The sequence below is a fragment of the Uniformispora flossi genome (assembly GCF_049534875.1).
GTDB lineage: Bacteria > Actinomycetota > Actinomycetes > Streptomycetales > Streptomycetaceae > Yinghuangia > Yinghuangia aomiensis.
Window position 1 is genome coordinate 444,983 of the sequence record NZ_JBMULZ010000001.1, and the last position, 13,519, is coordinate 458,501.

Consider the following 13,519-nt stretch of genomic DNA (forward strand, 5'->3'; position numbering starts at 1 on the left):
ATCACCCTCACAACCGACCGGGCACCGCCCCTCACCGCCCCCTCGCTACCCCCGCGGAACCCCCGCGCCACAGCCCCCTCACACGAGCGGCCGCTGCCCCCGCTTGGCCTCCTCGTAAGCCACCCGTGCCGCTCGTGTCGATTCCAACTCCGACACCTCCGCGACCGGGACGTCCCACCATGCGTCCGACGACGGTGAGGGCACGCGCGGGTCCGTCTCGACGTGGACCACCGTCGTTTCCGCCGCTGCCAGGGCCTCGGCGAATGCCGAGCGGAACTCGGGCAGGGTCGTTGCCCGCAGGACGCGGGCGCCGAGGCTGGCGGCGTTCGCGGCCAGGTCGACCGGGAGTATGCCGCCTTCGTGGCGGTCCGTTTCGGCGTCGCGGTAGCGGTAGTTGGTGCCGAAGCGCGCGGAGCCGAGGGATTCGGACAGGGCGCCGATCGAGGCGTAGCCGTGGTTTTCGACGAGCACGATCACCAGTTTGATGCCGTCGGCGACCGCGGTCGCGATCTCCTGCGCCATCATCAGGTAGGAGCCGTCGCCGACCATCACCACGACCTCGCGGTCCGGTGCGGCCATCTTGACGCCGAGGCCGCCCGCGACCTCGTAGCCCATGCACGAGAACCCGTACTCGACGTGGTAGCCCAGCGGGTCGGCCGGGCGCCACAGCTTGTGCAGGTCGCCGGGAAGCGATCCCGCCGCGCCTACGACCACGTCGCGCGGGCCCATCAGCGCGTTGGCCGCGCCGACGATTTCGCTTTGGCTGGGCAGGGGCGTGTGTGCGTGGTCGATGGCGGCCTGGGCGACCCGGTCCCAGTCCGCGGCGAGTTCCGCGGCCCGCGAACGGTGTACGTGGGGAGCCTGCCAATCGGCGAGTTCCCGGTCGAAGGCCTCGATCGCGGCACGCGCGTCGGCGACCACCGAGACGCCGGCTTGCTTGGCGGCGTCGAAGGCGGCGATGTTGACGTTGACGAACCGCACGTCGGGGTCGGCGAACAGGGTGCGCGACGCGGTGGTGAAGTCCTGCCAGCGCGTGCCGATGCCGATGACCACGTCCGCGTCGCGGGCCAGCGCGTTCGCGGCGGTCGTGCCGGTGTGGCCGACCGCTCCGACCGCGGCCGGGTGGCCGTGCGGGAGCGCGGCCTTGCCCGCCTGGGTGACCGCGACCGGGATGCCGGTGCGGGCCGCGAACGCGGCCAGCGCGTCCGACGCGTCGGAGTGCACGACCCCGCCGCCCGCCACGATCAGCGGACGCGCGGCGTCCCGCAGCAGCCGCAGCGCCGCGCCCAGGGACGCGTCGTCCGGTGCCGGACGGCGGATGTGCCATACCCGGTCCGCGAAGAACTCCTCGGGGAAGTCCCACGCTTCGGCCTGGACGTCCTGCGGCAGCGCCAGCGTGACGGCGCCCGTCTCGGCCTGGTCGGTGAGGGCGCGCATCGCCTGCGTCGCCGACGACAGCAGTTGCTCCGGCCGCCACACGCGGTCGAAGAACCGCGACACCGGACGGAACACGTCGTTGACGGAGATGTCCGCGGCGTAGGGGAGTTCGAGTTCCTGCAGGACCGGCGAGGCGACCCGGGTGGCGAACGTGTCGCCGGGGAGCAGCAGGACCGGCAGCCGGTTGACGGTCGCCAGGGCCGCCCCGGTGACCATGTTGGTGGCGCCCGGGCCCACCGACGTCGTGCACGCCAGCGTCGAGAGCCGGCGCTTGGTGCGGGCGTACGCGACGGCGGCGTGCACCATCGCCTGTTCGTTGCGCGACTGGTGGTACGCCAGATCGCCCGGCTGCTGGAGCAGTGCCTGCCCGATCCCGGCCACGTTCCCGTGCCCGAAGATCCCGAAGCAGCCCTCGATCAGCCGCTGCCGGACGCCGTCGCGCTCGGTGTACTGCCGGGCGAGGAAGGCCACGAGCGCCTGGGCGGTCGTCAGCCGCCGCGTGCCGCGGCTCACCGCGCACCCCACGCGTCGCACATCGGCACCCGCGCGTCGGTCTCCTGGGACTCCCACGAGTCCCGCACCCAGTGGTGGTCGGGGTCGTCGCAGCAGGCCATGGTCCGCTCGGCGTGCGGCCCGGCGAGCACGTTGAGGTAGTACATCGGGTAGCCGGGGGCGGCCATCGACGGCCCGTGGTAGCCGCGCGGCACCAGGACGACGTCGCCCTGCCGGACCTCCGACAGTTCGTCGACACCGGAGCCGTAGACGCGCTGGTAGCCGAAGCCGGGTGCGGCCGCGGGGCTGCCGCCGATCTCGAAGTAGTAGATCTCCTCGAGAACGGCTTCGCCGTCGTGTGCCTCATCGTGCTTGTGCGGCGGGTAGGACGACCAGTTGCCGTCCGGCGTCAGTACCTCCACCGCGACCAGCCGGTCGCAGGGAAAGCCGTCGGGCGACGCGAAGTTGTTCACCTGGCGGGTCGCGCTGCCGGCGCCGCGGATCTCCACGGAGACGTCCTCCGCGGCCCCGTAGGCGGCCTCCAGGCGCCGGTCGCACCGGGCGGCGGGCAGCGCGAACCGGCCGCCGGCCTCGGACGTGACGGTCACCTCGGCATCGCGCGGCACGTACGCGAAGTCCGTCACCCGCGCGAACACGTCGGCACGACCGGTCAGTTCGAAGGACCTGCCGTCGACCGCCACCGAGCACGCGCCGGACAGCGGCAGCACGATCGCCTCGCTGTCCCCGGTCCCGAACGTCGCCGACCCGCCCGGGGCCAGCTCCAGCACCCGCAGCGAGCTGTACGCCCAGCCCGCGGCCTCCGGCGTCACCTCCACCGTGAAGCCGTCCGACCCCGTGGCGCCGTAGCGCAGGTGCAGGCTCATGCGTCGTCCCGCCCGAGCAGCGACACCGCGGTGTCGACGGCCTTGGCGACGTCGCCGTCGTGGGGGAACAGCATCGTGCGGCCGATGATCAGGCCGCGCACGTGCTCGATCTCCAGCGCCTTCTGCCACGACGCGTACATGGCGTCCACGTCGCCGCCGCCCTCGCCGCCGAGCAGCAGCGTCGGCATGGTGGTGGAGGCCATCATGCGCTCCATCTCGTCCACGACCGGCACCTTGAGCCAGGTGTACGCGGAGGTGCGGCCGAGGCCCGCGGCGATGTTGTTGACCCAGATCTGCGCGTCCGCGGTGAGGACGTTGCGGACCTTGCCGTTCTCCCGCACCGACTTGAACGGCTCGATCAGCGCAAGGAGTTCGCGCTCGGCGAGGTCGTTGACCGCGTTCGCGGTGCCGAGGAGGGTTTCGGCGGTGCCCTGTTCGGCGGGGTCGACGCGCAGCAGGACCTTGCCGCCGTCCAGGCCGCCCTCGGCGATGCCGCGCGCGTCGTAGCCGGTGAAGCGGTCGTCGAGTTCGAACGTCGCACCCGGAATGCCGCCGCGGTTCATCGAGCCGAGGACCAGCTTGCCGTCCAACGCCCCCATCAGCATGAGGTCTTCGACGATGTCCGGGGTGCCGAGGAAACCGTCGACGCCGGGCCGGGCGAGCGCCTCGGCGCAGCGGGCGAGGAGTTCGTGCCGGTCGCCCATCGCGGTCGGGTTGCCGCCCGCGGCGACCGCGCCGCGCGCCGGGTGGTCCGCGGCGAGGATGAACAGCGGCCGGGCGAAGCCCTCACGCGCGAACCGGGGCCGGGCGTCCGCCGTCCGGCGGATCGCCGCCGGGTCGGTCAGCCGGGTGCGGACCACGGAAGCGATGGCGTTGCTGGTCTCGGTGCTCAACGGGATCCTCCGTTGTCGGTACGGGACGCGGCGGCGGCCGGGATATCGGCCGACGGCGCGGGAACAGGTGCCGCGGGAACAGGTGCCGCAAAAGCAGGGTTCGCGGGAACAGGTGCCGCCGGAACGGACCGGTCGGCAGGCGCCTCCGGCGGGGCCACTCCGGTGCGGATGAACTCGTCGAGTTCGCCGGTCGTCGGCATCGCGTCCGCGCAGGAGTGCCGGGCGGCGACCAAGGCGCCCGCGGCGTTGGCGAGTTCCAGCGTCCGGGCGAGCGGCAGGCCGGCCACCAGGCCGGACACCAGCGCGCCGCCGAACGCGTCGCCCGCGCCGAGGCCGTTGACGACGTCCACGGGCATGGGTGGCAGCCGGACTTCCTCGGACGGGGTGCGCGCGAGGACGCCGTGCGGGCCCTGCTTGACCACGGCCAGGCGCAGGCCGCGGGCGAGCAGCCGGTCGGCGGCCTCGTCCGGGTCGCGGGTGCCGACGGCGACCTCGACCTCGTCGCGGTTGCCGACGGCCACGGTCGCGTGTGCCAGGGCACGGGCGTACCAGGCGGGTGCGTCCTCCGGGCGGGACCAGAACATCGGCCGCCAGTCGAGGTCGAACACGGTGTCGTTGCCGGCCTCGTCGCGCGGCCGGTCGGCGATCGCCGCGAGGGTGGCGGTCCGGGACGGATCGGCGGACAGTCCGCTGCCGGTCACCCACACCACGCGCGCGGCACGCAGCGCTTCCGCGTCCAGGTCGTCGGCCCGAATCCGCATGTCCGGCGCGTCGGGCCGGTAGAAGTACAGCGGGAAGTCGTCCGGCGGGAAGATCTCGCACAGCACCACGGGCGTCTGCGCGCCCGGCACCGTCACGACGAAGCGGTCGTCGACGCCGAAGCCGCGCAGCGCCGCGCGGACGAACCCGCCGAGGGGGTCGTCGCCGACGCCGGTGGTCACCGCGGAACGCAGCCCGTGCCGGGCCGCCGCCACCGCGACGTTCGTGGCGCTGCCGCCGAGGTACTTGGCGAATGTCCGCACCTCGGCGAGCCCGACGCCCACCTGCTCGGGGTAGAGGTCGACGCCGACCCGGCCGAGCGTGACCAGGTCGAACCGCGGCGCGGTCACGCCGTTTCCCCGTCGGCCGCGGCCGCGGCCGCATCCACGTACAGGTCCGGCTCGCGGCATTCGACGACGAGCGTCGCCGGCCACGCCGGGTCGTAGCCGCCCGCGGCCGCCAGGCGGCGCACGGCCTCGCGCTTGTGCGCGCCGTGCACGACCATGACGGCGCGTCGCGAGTGCCGGACGATCGTGGCCACGCCGACCGTCACCCCGTGCCGGGGCACCTCGTCGATCGAGGCGAAGTCCGGGAAGGTGCCCAGGTTGTCCTCGCGCGTGGTGTCCGCGAGTGCGACGACGCGGCTGATGCTGTCGGCGGCCGCGCCGGGCGGGTTGAAGGCGATGTGCCCGTCGGACGCGCCGGAGGCGAGGATGAACAGGTCGATCCCGCTCTCCGCGAGCCGCGTCTCGTACGCCGCCGGGTCGGCCGGGTCGGGGAACCACACCGAGGCCGCGGGGATGCCGCGGCCTTCGCCGGCGGCCGCGTTCAGCGGGCCGACGATCTCGTCGGCGGCGAAGCGGTGGCACGAGTTGTGCGCGGTGTGGTCGACGTCGACGAACACACCGGACGAGCCGTCACCGACCGGCAGCACGTACTCGTCCATCATGGCGATCACCACGTGCCGCAGGTCGAGGCCGCGTTCGGCGGTCAGCGCGGCGAGCGCGTCGTAGACCGGCTTGGGGCTGCGGCCGCCCGGGCAGCCGAGCACGTAGCGGTGTCCGGCGGCCGCGGCCTTGGCGATTCCGTCCGCGATCTCCTCGGCGAGCGCCCGGCCGAGGTCGGCGGGGCCGGCGAAGACGCGCGGGCGAAGGGAGGCTGGCATGGTGCTTACTCCTTGACGGCGCCCGCGAGCATGCCGCTGATCATGCGGCGCTGGAGAGCGATGTAGCTGATGAGGATCGGCAGGGCGACCAGGACCGCGGCGGCCGCGGTGACACCCGGGTCGCTGTTGCGGCGGTTGCCCGCGAAGAAGGACAGGGACAGTGGGGCGGTCTGCACGTCGGGGTTGTCCGGCACCAGGACGAGCGCGAGCAGGAACTCGTTCCACGCGAACAGGAACAGCAGCGTGGCCAGGGTTCCGATCGCCGGGATCGCCATCGGCAGCAGGATCGAGCGCAGCACCCGGAACTTCGAGGCGCCGTCCACCGAGGCGGCTTCGCGCAGCGCGGCCGGCGTCGACACGAAGAAGGTGCGCATCCAGAACACCGCGAACGGCAGTGACAGCCCGATCTGCGGGAGGATCAGCGCCCAGTACGTGTTGGTCAGGTGCCAGTCCTTGAGCTGGTAGTACAGCGGGATGACGGTCGCCTCGTACGGCATGACCAGCCCCACCAACAGCAGCAGCAGGAACAGCCCCTTGAAGGGGAACGGGAAGAACGCGAAGGCGTATCCGGCGAGCGTGGCCAGCACGATCGTGCCCACCACGACGGCGACCGCGACGATCAGGCTGGACGTGAGCGCGTGCGAGAACAGCCCGCGGTGCCACGCCTCGCTGAAGTTGTCGAAGCTGAGCGACTTCGGGATGGTGAACCCGCTGCGTTTGGTGCCCGGTTCGCTGAACGCCAGGAGCAGCACGGACACGAAGGGGTAGAGCGCGACGATCGCCGCGATGACGAGGATCGCGTGACCGATGACGGTGTGACGGCGGTTGGTGGGCACGGCTCAGTCCTCCTTTCCGCGGACGAGGCGCATGACGACGCCGGTCACCACGAGCACGACGGCGGTCAGGCACACGCTGATCGCGGCGGCGCCGCCGACCTCGCGCGTGATGAAGGCGCCCTGGTAGATGAACACGCTGGGCACCGTCGTCGACGTGCCGGGGCCGCCCGCGGTGGTGTTCCAGACGAGGTCGAAGTTGCGCAGCGCGTACGTGATGGTGAGCACCAGCGCGATGGCGATTTCGCCGCGCAGTGCGGGCAGCGTCACCGCGAAGAACTCGCGGATCGGGCCGGCGCCGTCGAGGCGGGCCGCCTCGTACCGCTCGGTGGGGATCTTCTGCACGCCGGCCAGGAACAGGACCATGCACAGGCCGTACATGACCCACGTGCCGACCACGGCCACGGCGGGCAGCGCCGTGTCGTAGTCGCCGAGCCAGGCCCGGGTGAGGCCGCCGAGGCCGACCGCGCGCAGCGCCGCGTTGAGCGGGCCGTCGATGTCGTAGATCCAGCGCCACGACACGGCGACGACGACGGTGGCGAGGATCTGCGGCAGGAACAGCACCGCGCGGAAGAACGTCAGGCCGCGCACCTTGATGCGGGACATCAGCCCCGCGAGTACCAGTCCGAGCGCGACGGGCAGGAACGCGTAGGCGACGACGAACACGAGCGAGTGCGCCAGCGCGGACGGGATGCGTCCGTCGTGGAACAGGTCGCGGTAGTTGTCGAGCCCCGCCCAGCGGCCCTCGGTGAGGCCGTCCCAGCGGAACAGCGAGATCCACGCGGTCTGGCCGAGCGGCCGCAGCACGAACAGCACGTAGAACACGGCGCCGGGCAGCAGGTAGAGGTAGGCGGGCCAGTACTGCCGCGAGGCCCACGCGGCGACCGCGCCTTTGCGGGGCCGGGCCGGCACCTCCGCCTCCGGGGTGGAGGCGGCGGTGCGGGCCTCGGTGACCGCGGTCATGATCCGGCCCCGGCGGCGGCGTCCTCGCGCTGCTTCTGCTGGAACGCCTTCCAGTCGTCCTGGAGTCCGGTGGCGAAGCCCTCCGGGCTGGTGCGCCGGTCCAGCAGGTCCTGGGTCTTCGCGCCGACCGTGTCGTACATCGTGGTCGACGCCCAGTCCAGGTAGAAGTTCTGGCCGTCGTCCGCGAGCAGCTTGGTGCCGATGCCGTTGACCTGCTCGACGACCGGGCTGGCCGCCTTGACGGTGCCGTGTCCGGTGACGGGGGTGCGGCCGACGTCGGTGAGGTTCTGCGCGAACTCGTCGCTCATCAGCATGTCGAGGAACGCGACCGAGGCGGTCAGGTTCTTCGTCTTGGTGCCGATGTGCCAGCCCAGGCCCATCGAGCCGACCGTGGCGCGGGTGCCGTCCGGGCGGGTGGGCAGGGTGAAGCCGACGCGGCCGTTCATGCTCTCCTGCAGGCTCGGCGCGTTCCAGGACCCGGCGACGTAGAAGACGCCTTGGCCCTGGGCGAACTTGGCGGCCGCGTCGTCCGCGCTGATGCCGTTGTAGCCGGGTCCGAAGTAGCCGCGCCCCGCCCAGTCCTGCACGGTCCGGGCGGCGTCGACGGTGCCGGCGTCGGTGATCGCCGAGCCGGGCACCCCGGCCAGCCAGCTGCGGATGTCGCGGCTGGGGGTATTCTGCGCCTGCACGAGGCCGATGACCTGGCTCGCCGGGTACTTCTCGGCGTTGCCGAGCATGAGGGGCTGTTCGCCGGCCGCCTTGGCCTTGTCCAGCGCGGCGGTGAACTCCGCGTAGGTCTTGGGCGGCTCGATGCCGAGCTTGGCGAGCTTGTCGGTGTTGTAGAAGACGCCGACGTACTCGGTGACCGGGGATATGCCGTACAGGCTGCCCGCGCCGAAGATCGTGCCGCCGGCCGACCAGCGCCACTGCTTGAGCGTGCCGTCGGTCAGGAAGTTCTCCCACCCGTAGGTGCGCAGCACGTCGTCGAGCGGCCGGATCAGCCCGGCTTTGACGAGCGGGCCGTCGGTGCCGTAGCCCTGGTTGCCCTGCGCGAGGTCGGGGGCGTCGTCGCCGGACAGGGTGTTGACGACCGTCTTCATCAGGTCGTCGAAGCCCTTGGTGGTGACCTTGACCTTCACGTTCGGGTACTTCTTCTCGTACAGCGGCACGAGGGCGTTGAGGGTGTCCTCCTCGCCGGCGTCGGCCAGCACGCGGAGGGTGGTGTCGCCGAGCTTGGCGACGTCCTCGGGGGTGACCCGCTCGGTGATGCGCGGGCCGTCGAACCCGGAGGACGCGGTGGTCCCGGCGCCGGGGACGCCGCAGCCGGCCACCAGCAGGCCGGCCAGGGCTGCCCCCACGGCCCCGGTCAAGCGCAGCTTCTTCATGGTCCTTGCTCCGTTCGGAGACTCTTCCGGAGGCGGGCTCCGGGAGGGAGGGTCAGGCGTGGGCGGCGACCTTGTCCGCCAGCCAGGCGAGGTTCGCGGCCTGCTCGGCGGCGACCGCGGGGTATTCGTCGGCGGGTGTCGGGGCGCGGTCCTGTTCGACCAGCAGCCAGCCCCGGTAGCCGCCGCGCAGGAGGTCGGCGAGGAACGCGTCGATGTCGACGTCGCCGCGGCCGAACGGCACGCACACGTCCGCCCACCACTCGTCGAAGTCGGTGCGCCCGGCGGCCTTCGCGCGGGTCAGGACGCCGGTGTCGACGTCCTTGACGTGCACGTGGTTGATGCGGTCGCGCCACTTGTCCAGGCACGCGACGGGGTCGCCGCCGGCGAGCTGGAGGTGGGCGATGTCGAGGGTGATGCCGACTTCGGTGAGTTCGAGGAGGCGGTCGACCTCCCACGGGGACTCGATAAAGGTGCTGATGTGCGGGTGGAACGACGGGCGCAGCCCATAGCGGCGCGCCAACTCCACGGCCTTGGCCGAGAGTGCGGCGAGCCGGTCCCACCCGGCCGGGTCGAGCGCGAGGGAACGGTCGTCCCACGGCCGGGCCGGGTTGTGCAGCAGTGCCTCGCTGCCCTCGTCGGCGAGGATGGCCAGCGGCTCCTCGCCGGACTTCTCGGCGCACGCGGCGAGTTCGCGGCAGGTCTGCTCCATGCGCGCCATGTCGTACGCGACGACGTCGTCGCCGAGGGCGTAGTGCACGGGGATGTAGGCGCCGACCGGGGCCAGGCCGTACGTGGCGAACAGCGCGGCGGTCTCGTCGGGGGTGCCGAAGAATCCGGGCGGGCCGAGTTCGCTGCCTTCGTAGCCGGCTTCGGCCATCGACTTCAGGAGCGCCTCGGGCGAGGTGCCGTCGCCGCCCGCGGCTTCGCCGTAGACGCCGTAGCTGACGGGGGCGTTGCCGAGGCGGATGCCGTCGGGGAGGTTCGCGGGCCGGTTGGCGCGCGCGTCGACCACGGGCTTCGGGTCGGAGCTCATGCGGCACCTCCCGCTTCGCCGCCGACGGTGACGCCCGCGCGGGCCGCGAGGGCGGCGAGCAGGGCCTGGAGGCAGCGGATGTCCTCGGCGGCGCCGGCCGCGCCGGAACGCACCGGGGCGCCGTCGCGTACCGCGTACGCGAATTCCTCGAGCTGGCGGACGAAGCCGGTGTCGTAGCCGGTGCGCACCACGCTGTCGCGGCGCACGCCGTCCGCGGCCCGCTCGACGCGCAGCGAGCTGCGCACGTCGGTCAGGTACGGCGCGGCCATGTCCAGGTGCAGCCGCCCGTCGCGGGCGAGGACGGCGATCTCCTCGCCGTAGTCCGGGTGGTCGGGCAGCCAGTTCCAGTTCAGCACCAGGCGGGCCGCGCCGTCCGCGCCGAGCGGGGCGGTGGCCAGCAGGCACGGCGGCTCGCCGTCGACCGGCCACGGCCACAGCTCGGCGGTCTCGAAGGTGTCCGGCAGCGTGAAGCCGAGGGCGCGGAGCACGGACAGCTCGTGGATGACCGAGCCGTTGAGCACGTCGCGGTAGTAGCGGGCCAGCTCGGCGGGGACGTCGCCAAGGGCTTCGGCGGTGCGCTCCGCTTCGTAGGCCATGGCCGCCTCGACGACGGACATGTCGGCGTCGTCGGCGGGCGTCGCCATGCGCAGGTGCTCGACCTGCGGCTCGTCCGCCGGGTGCAGCACGGTGACCCGGACGGTACGCGGGGTGTCCAGGGCGGCCAGCTCGGCGGCGGCCACCTCGGTGAGCGGGTCGTACATCTTCATGTAGCCGACCTGCAGCACGAGGCCGTTGGACTCGGCGAGCGCGCCCAGCTCGGCGGCCTCGGCGGTGGTCAGGCACAGGGGCTTCTCGGCGAGGACGTGCTTGCCGGCCTCCAGGGCGGCGCGGGCGTCGCGGGCGTGCGTGCCGGGGGTGGCCAGCAGGACGGCGTCGACGTCGGGCGCGGCGAGGATCTCGGCGTAGTCGCTGGTGCCGCGGACCCCCACGCCGTTGCGTGCGGCGACGGCGGCGGCGCGCGACGGGGACAGGTCGCAGACGGCGGCGAGCTCGAACAGCGCCGCGAGACGGTGTACGGCCGGCAGGTGGACCGACTGCGAGATCGTCCCGGCGCCGACGACGGCGAGACGGACGGGCTGACGTACCGGCATAGAGGCTTCCTCGGCTCCTGCGTTACGGGACGACCCGGGCGGTCCGGCCGCGGCGGGTGTCGTTGCGGTGGCGGCACCGCGCGGGATGCCGCGGACGCCGGGAAGCGGGCCTCTTCCGGAGGACGGTCCACCGGGGCCGCGCCGCGGGTGCGGGCGGCGGGGGGATTTCCGGAATCGGATGTTCCGCTTCCTGGCGCCTCGGTGATCCTGCACCACCTCAGACCAGTTAGTCCAGAGATTGGACCACATTCACATCTGGTCTGACGATTGGTCAGCCTGGTACAGTCCCCGCTCATGACCACCAACGAGGCGCTCGACCGGCGCATGGGGGACTCGGAAGGCGACCGGAACTCCCCGCCGGGGCACGGCGATAGCCGCGCGGACGGGGCAGCCGTGCCGGCGCCGGCGATACCCGCGGGCGCGGCGTCGGGCGGACCCGTTCCGGGCGGCCCGGCAGCCGAGGCCGCCGACGTGCAGACCGGACCACCGCCCCTGGCTTCGGCCGGCCCGGCTGTGCAGCTCGCCCACCAGCAGCTTTCCCGCCTGCTGGACCAGCGCGTCTGGCTGCCCGGCAGCCAGTTGCCCGGCGAGCGGGCGCTGGCCAAGCGGGTCGGGGTCAGCCGCAGCAGCCTGCGCCTCGCCCTCGCGATCCTGGAGGCCGAGGGCCGCGTCCACGCGTCGGCCCAGCGCGGCTGGTTCGTCCGCGCCGACATGGTCAGCGAACCCCCCAGCGTGCTCAAGAGCTTCAGCGAGGTCGCCCGGGCCCGCGGCCTGACCGCCAGCGCCCAGGTGCTGTCCTGCGAACTGCGTTCGGCGACCTACGAGGAAGCCCAGCGGCTGCGTGCGGCACCCGCCTCCCCGGTCGTGGAGATCGTGCGCGTACGCGGGCTCGAAAACGTGCCGGTGTGCGTCGACACCACGGTGCTGGCGCGCGCACAAGACACCGTCGCCTCATCTGATTTGACTGATATATCCCTTTTCTCCCTTCTTGAGGACAGTGGCGTGCACGTCATGCGCAGCGCCTACACCGCCCACGCCGAGGCCGCCGACCACCGCATAGCCGACCTGCTGGGCATCCCCCTCGGCAGCCCGGTCCTGGTCTGCGACGAGATCACGCACGACCAGACCGACACCCCGGTCCTCCTCGGCCGCGCGATCTACCGCGGCGACGCGTACCGCTTCGAGGCGACGCTGCTGCGCGGCGCCTGACCCCCGCCCGATCCGCCTGCCTGCCGGACCGCGGGGTCCGGACCCACCCGCCCGGAGAGCCACCATGCACAGCACGACCGTCACCGCGGGCATAGACGTCGGCGGCACCAAGATCGCCGCCGGGCTGGTCGCCGCCGACGGCACGATCGTCCTGCGCCGCGAACGCCGCACCGCGACCGCGGGCCGCCTCCGCGACCCCGGCCTCGCCGGCACCACCGCCGCGATCGCCGACCTGCTGGCGGAGGCCGCCGCCCGCGGCCTCGACGTCGCCGGCCTTGGCGTCGGCCTGCCCGAGTACGTCGCCGCCGACGGCCTGGTGACCAGCCGCGAAGTCCTCGCCTGGGACGACCAGCCTCTCGACACCCTGGACACCGCGCTCAAGGCCGCCGGCCTCGAAGACGTCCCCCGCGCCGTCGGCTCGGACGTCCGCTGCGGCGCACTCGGCGAAGCCGCACACGGCGCCGGTCGCGACCTCGGCGATTTCCTGTACGTCTCCCTCGGCACCGGCCTGTCGTCGGCCTTCGTCGTCGACCGCACGGTCTGGCCCGGCGCCCGCGGCGAAGCCATCGCCCTCGGCGAGTTCGAAGTCCCCGCCTCGGTCGCCCCCGACTTCGCCGGCAACCTCGAACAGTTCGCCTCCGGCCGCGGCATCGGCGACCGCTACACCGCCCTGGGCCGCACCCCCACCCCCGGCGCCCGGGAAGTCACGGCCCTCGCCGCCGACGGCGACCCCGACGCCGCGGCCGTCCTCGACACCGCCGGCCGCGCCCTCGGCACCGTCCTCGCCGCCGTGGTCCGCCTCCTCGACCCCCGTGCGGTCGTCCTCGGCGGCGGCCTCGGCACCACCGACGGCCCGGTCTCCGCGGCCCTCACCCGCACCTATACGGCGCTCACCGCCGCCCGCCCGGGGCCGCCGCCGCTCCGCCGCGCCGAACTCGGGCCGGACGCGGGGTTGATCGGGGCGGCGTTGCTGCCCGGCGCACGCTGACCGCTCAGCTCGACCGGCCGAAGCGCGGGCGACGCGACGTGTCTGCCGTCTCCTCGTACCACGTGAACATCGGGAGCGGGGGCGGCTCGTCGGGGTCGTCCTCGTCGTGGGCTTCGTCGGCTTCGCCCTGCTGCCGCACGTGACGCACCGCGCCACGCACGGCCGTACCGCCCGACAGCGTCATTCCGTACGCGAGCGCGATCAGCACGAGGAGCAGGAACACGGCCAGCACCGCGCCGACAACGAACAGTGCCACGATGACGACGGGGTCGAGCAGCCACAACGCCCCGGCACACCCGCACGCTGTATCCACGCGCACCCCCGTTG

At 73.1% G+C, this 13,519-nt stretch carries 13 protein-coding genes; 2 read left to right on the plus strand and 11 right to left on the minus strand.

Translation table 11 applies throughout. From position 1 onward, the window contains the following. Nucleotides 1–78: 78 nt before the first annotated feature. Genes iolD through ACPA54_RS02050 form a run of 10 tightly spaced genes read right to left on the minus strand, consistent with a single transcriptional unit; the run spans nt 79 to nt 10,995 of the window. Nucleotides 79–1,950, minus strand: coding sequence for a 3D-(3,5/4)-trihydroxycyclohexane-1,2-dione acylhydrolase (decyclizing) (gene iolD / locus ACPA54_RS02005; RefSeq protein ID WP_423526110.1), 1,872 nt, complete (start codon nt 1,948–1,950; stop codon nt 79–81). Continuing rightward, on the minus strand, nt 1,947–2,813 hold the full coding sequence (gene iolB / locus ACPA54_RS02010) for a 5-deoxy-glucuronate isomerase (protein WP_423526112.1): 867 nt from the start codon (nt 2,811–2,813) through the stop codon (nt 1,947–1,949). The genes iolD and iolB overlap by 4 nt, the downstream gene beginning before the upstream one ends. After that, nucleotides 2,810–3,706 carry a Cgl0159 family (beta/alpha)8-fold protein gene (locus tag ACPA54_RS02015; RefSeq protein ID WP_423526114.1) on the minus strand — a complete coding sequence of 299 codons (897 nt, stop codon included), beginning with the start codon at nt 3,704–3,706 and terminating at the stop codon, nt 2,810–2,812. The genes iolB and ACPA54_RS02015 overlap by 4 nt, the downstream gene beginning before the upstream one ends. After that, on the minus strand, nt 3,703–4,875 hold the full coding sequence (gene iolC, locus ACPA54_RS02020; RefSeq protein ID WP_423526116.1) for a 5-dehydro-2-deoxygluconokinase: 1,173 nt from the start codon (nt 4,873–4,875) through the stop codon (nt 3,703–3,705). Before iolC ends, ACPA54_RS02015 begins: the two co-directional genes overlap by 4 nt. Beyond that, complete coding sequence (locus ACPA54_RS02025; protein ID WP_423526118.1) at nt 4,812–5,630, minus strand: 6-phosphogluconolactonase; 819 nt, start codon at nt 5,628–5,630, stop codon at nt 4,812–4,814. Before ACPA54_RS02025 ends, iolC begins: the two co-directional genes overlap by 64 nt. Nucleotides 5,631–5,635: 5 nt before the next feature. After that, nucleotides 5,636–6,466: a carbohydrate ABC transporter permease gene (locus ACPA54_RS02030; protein ID WP_423526120.1), complete on the minus strand. Its 831-nt coding sequence runs from the start codon at nt 6,464–6,466 to the stop codon at nt 5,636–5,638. A gap of 3 nt (nt 6,467–6,469) precedes the next feature. Continuing rightward, nucleotides 6,470–7,426 carry a carbohydrate ABC transporter permease gene (locus ACPA54_RS02035; RefSeq protein ID WP_423526122.1) on the minus strand — a complete coding sequence of 319 codons (957 nt, stop codon included), beginning with the start codon at nt 7,424–7,426 and terminating at the stop codon, nt 6,470–6,472. Next, a complete protein-coding gene (locus ACPA54_RS02040; protein WP_423526124.1) occupies nt 7,423–8,811 on the minus strand; it encodes an ABC transporter substrate-binding protein in 1,389 nt (462 codons plus the stop codon). The genes ACPA54_RS02035 and ACPA54_RS02040 overlap by 4 nt, the downstream gene beginning before the upstream one ends. Nucleotides 8,812–8,863: 52 nt before the next feature. Continuing rightward, nucleotides 8,864–9,844: a sugar phosphate isomerase/epimerase family protein gene (locus ACPA54_RS02045; protein ID WP_423526126.1), complete on the minus strand. Its 981-nt coding sequence runs from the start codon at nt 9,842–9,844 to the stop codon at nt 8,864–8,866. After that, nucleotides 9,841–10,995: a Gfo/Idh/MocA family protein gene (locus ACPA54_RS02050; protein WP_423526128.1), complete on the minus strand. Its 1,155-nt coding sequence runs from the start codon at nt 10,993–10,995 to the stop codon at nt 9,841–9,843. Before ACPA54_RS02050 ends, ACPA54_RS02045 begins: the two co-directional genes overlap by 4 nt. A 294-nt stretch (nt 10,996–11,289) precedes the next feature. On the opposite strand from ACPA54_RS02050, the gene ACPA54_RS02055 reads away from it, so the two are divergent. After that, nucleotides 11,290–12,204, plus strand: coding sequence for a GntR family transcriptional regulator (locus ACPA54_RS02055; RefSeq protein ID WP_423526130.1), 915 nt, complete (start codon nt 11,290–11,292; stop codon nt 12,202–12,204). Between the two features lie 64 nt (nt 12,205–12,268). Then, complete coding sequence (locus tag ACPA54_RS02060) at nt 12,269–13,192, plus strand: ROK family protein (protein WP_423526132.1); 924 nt, start codon at nt 12,269–12,271, stop codon at nt 13,190–13,192. A 4-nt stretch (nt 13,193–13,196) separates the two neighbouring features. Here ACPA54_RS02060 and ACPA54_RS02065 read toward each other — a convergent pair whose 3' ends face one another. Beyond that, a complete protein-coding gene (locus ACPA54_RS02065) occupies nt 13,197–13,505 on the minus strand; it encodes a hypothetical protein (protein ID WP_423526134.1) in 309 nt (102 codons plus the stop codon). Nucleotides 13,506–13,519: the final 14 nt, after the last annotated feature.

What these genes read in the sequence shown, in the direction of transcription:
- iolB (WP_423526112.1), bottom strand. Translation starts at nt 2,813, where the DNA reads ATGAGCCTGCACCTGCGCTACGGCGCCACGGGGTCGGACGGCTTCACG.
- iolC (WP_423526116.1), bottom strand. Translation starts at nt 4,875, where the DNA reads ATGCCGCGAGCCGGACCTGTACGTGGATGCGGCCGCGGCCGCGGCCGA.
- ACPA54_RS02025 (WP_423526118.1), bottom strand. Translation starts at nt 5,630, where the DNA reads ATGCCAGCCTCCCTTCGCCCGCGCGTCTTCGCCGGCCCCGCCGACCTC.
- ACPA54_RS02035 (WP_423526122.1), bottom strand. Translation starts at nt 7,426, where the DNA reads ATGACCGCGGTCACCGAGGCCCGCACCGCCGCCTCCACCCCGGAGGCG.
- ACPA54_RS02040 (WP_423526124.1), bottom strand. Translation starts at nt 8,811, where the DNA reads ATGAAGAAGCTGCGCTTGACCGGGGCCGTGGGGGCAGCCCTGGCCGGC.
- ACPA54_RS02045 (WP_423526126.1), bottom strand. Translation starts at nt 9,844, where the DNA reads ATGAGCTCCGACCCGAAGCCCGTGGTCGACGCGCGCGCCAACCGGCCC.
- ACPA54_RS02050 (WP_423526128.1), bottom strand. Translation starts at nt 10,995, where the DNA reads ATGCCGGTACGTCAGCCCGTCCGTCTCGCCGTCGTCGGCGCCGGGACG.
- ACPA54_RS02055 (WP_423526130.1), top strand. Translation starts at nt 11,290, where the DNA reads ATGACCACCAACGAGGCGCTCGACCGGCGCATGGGGGACTCGGAAGGC.
- ACPA54_RS02060 (WP_423526132.1), top strand. Translation starts at nt 12,269, where the DNA reads ATGCACAGCACGACCGTCACCGCGGGCATAGACGTCGGCGGCACCAAG.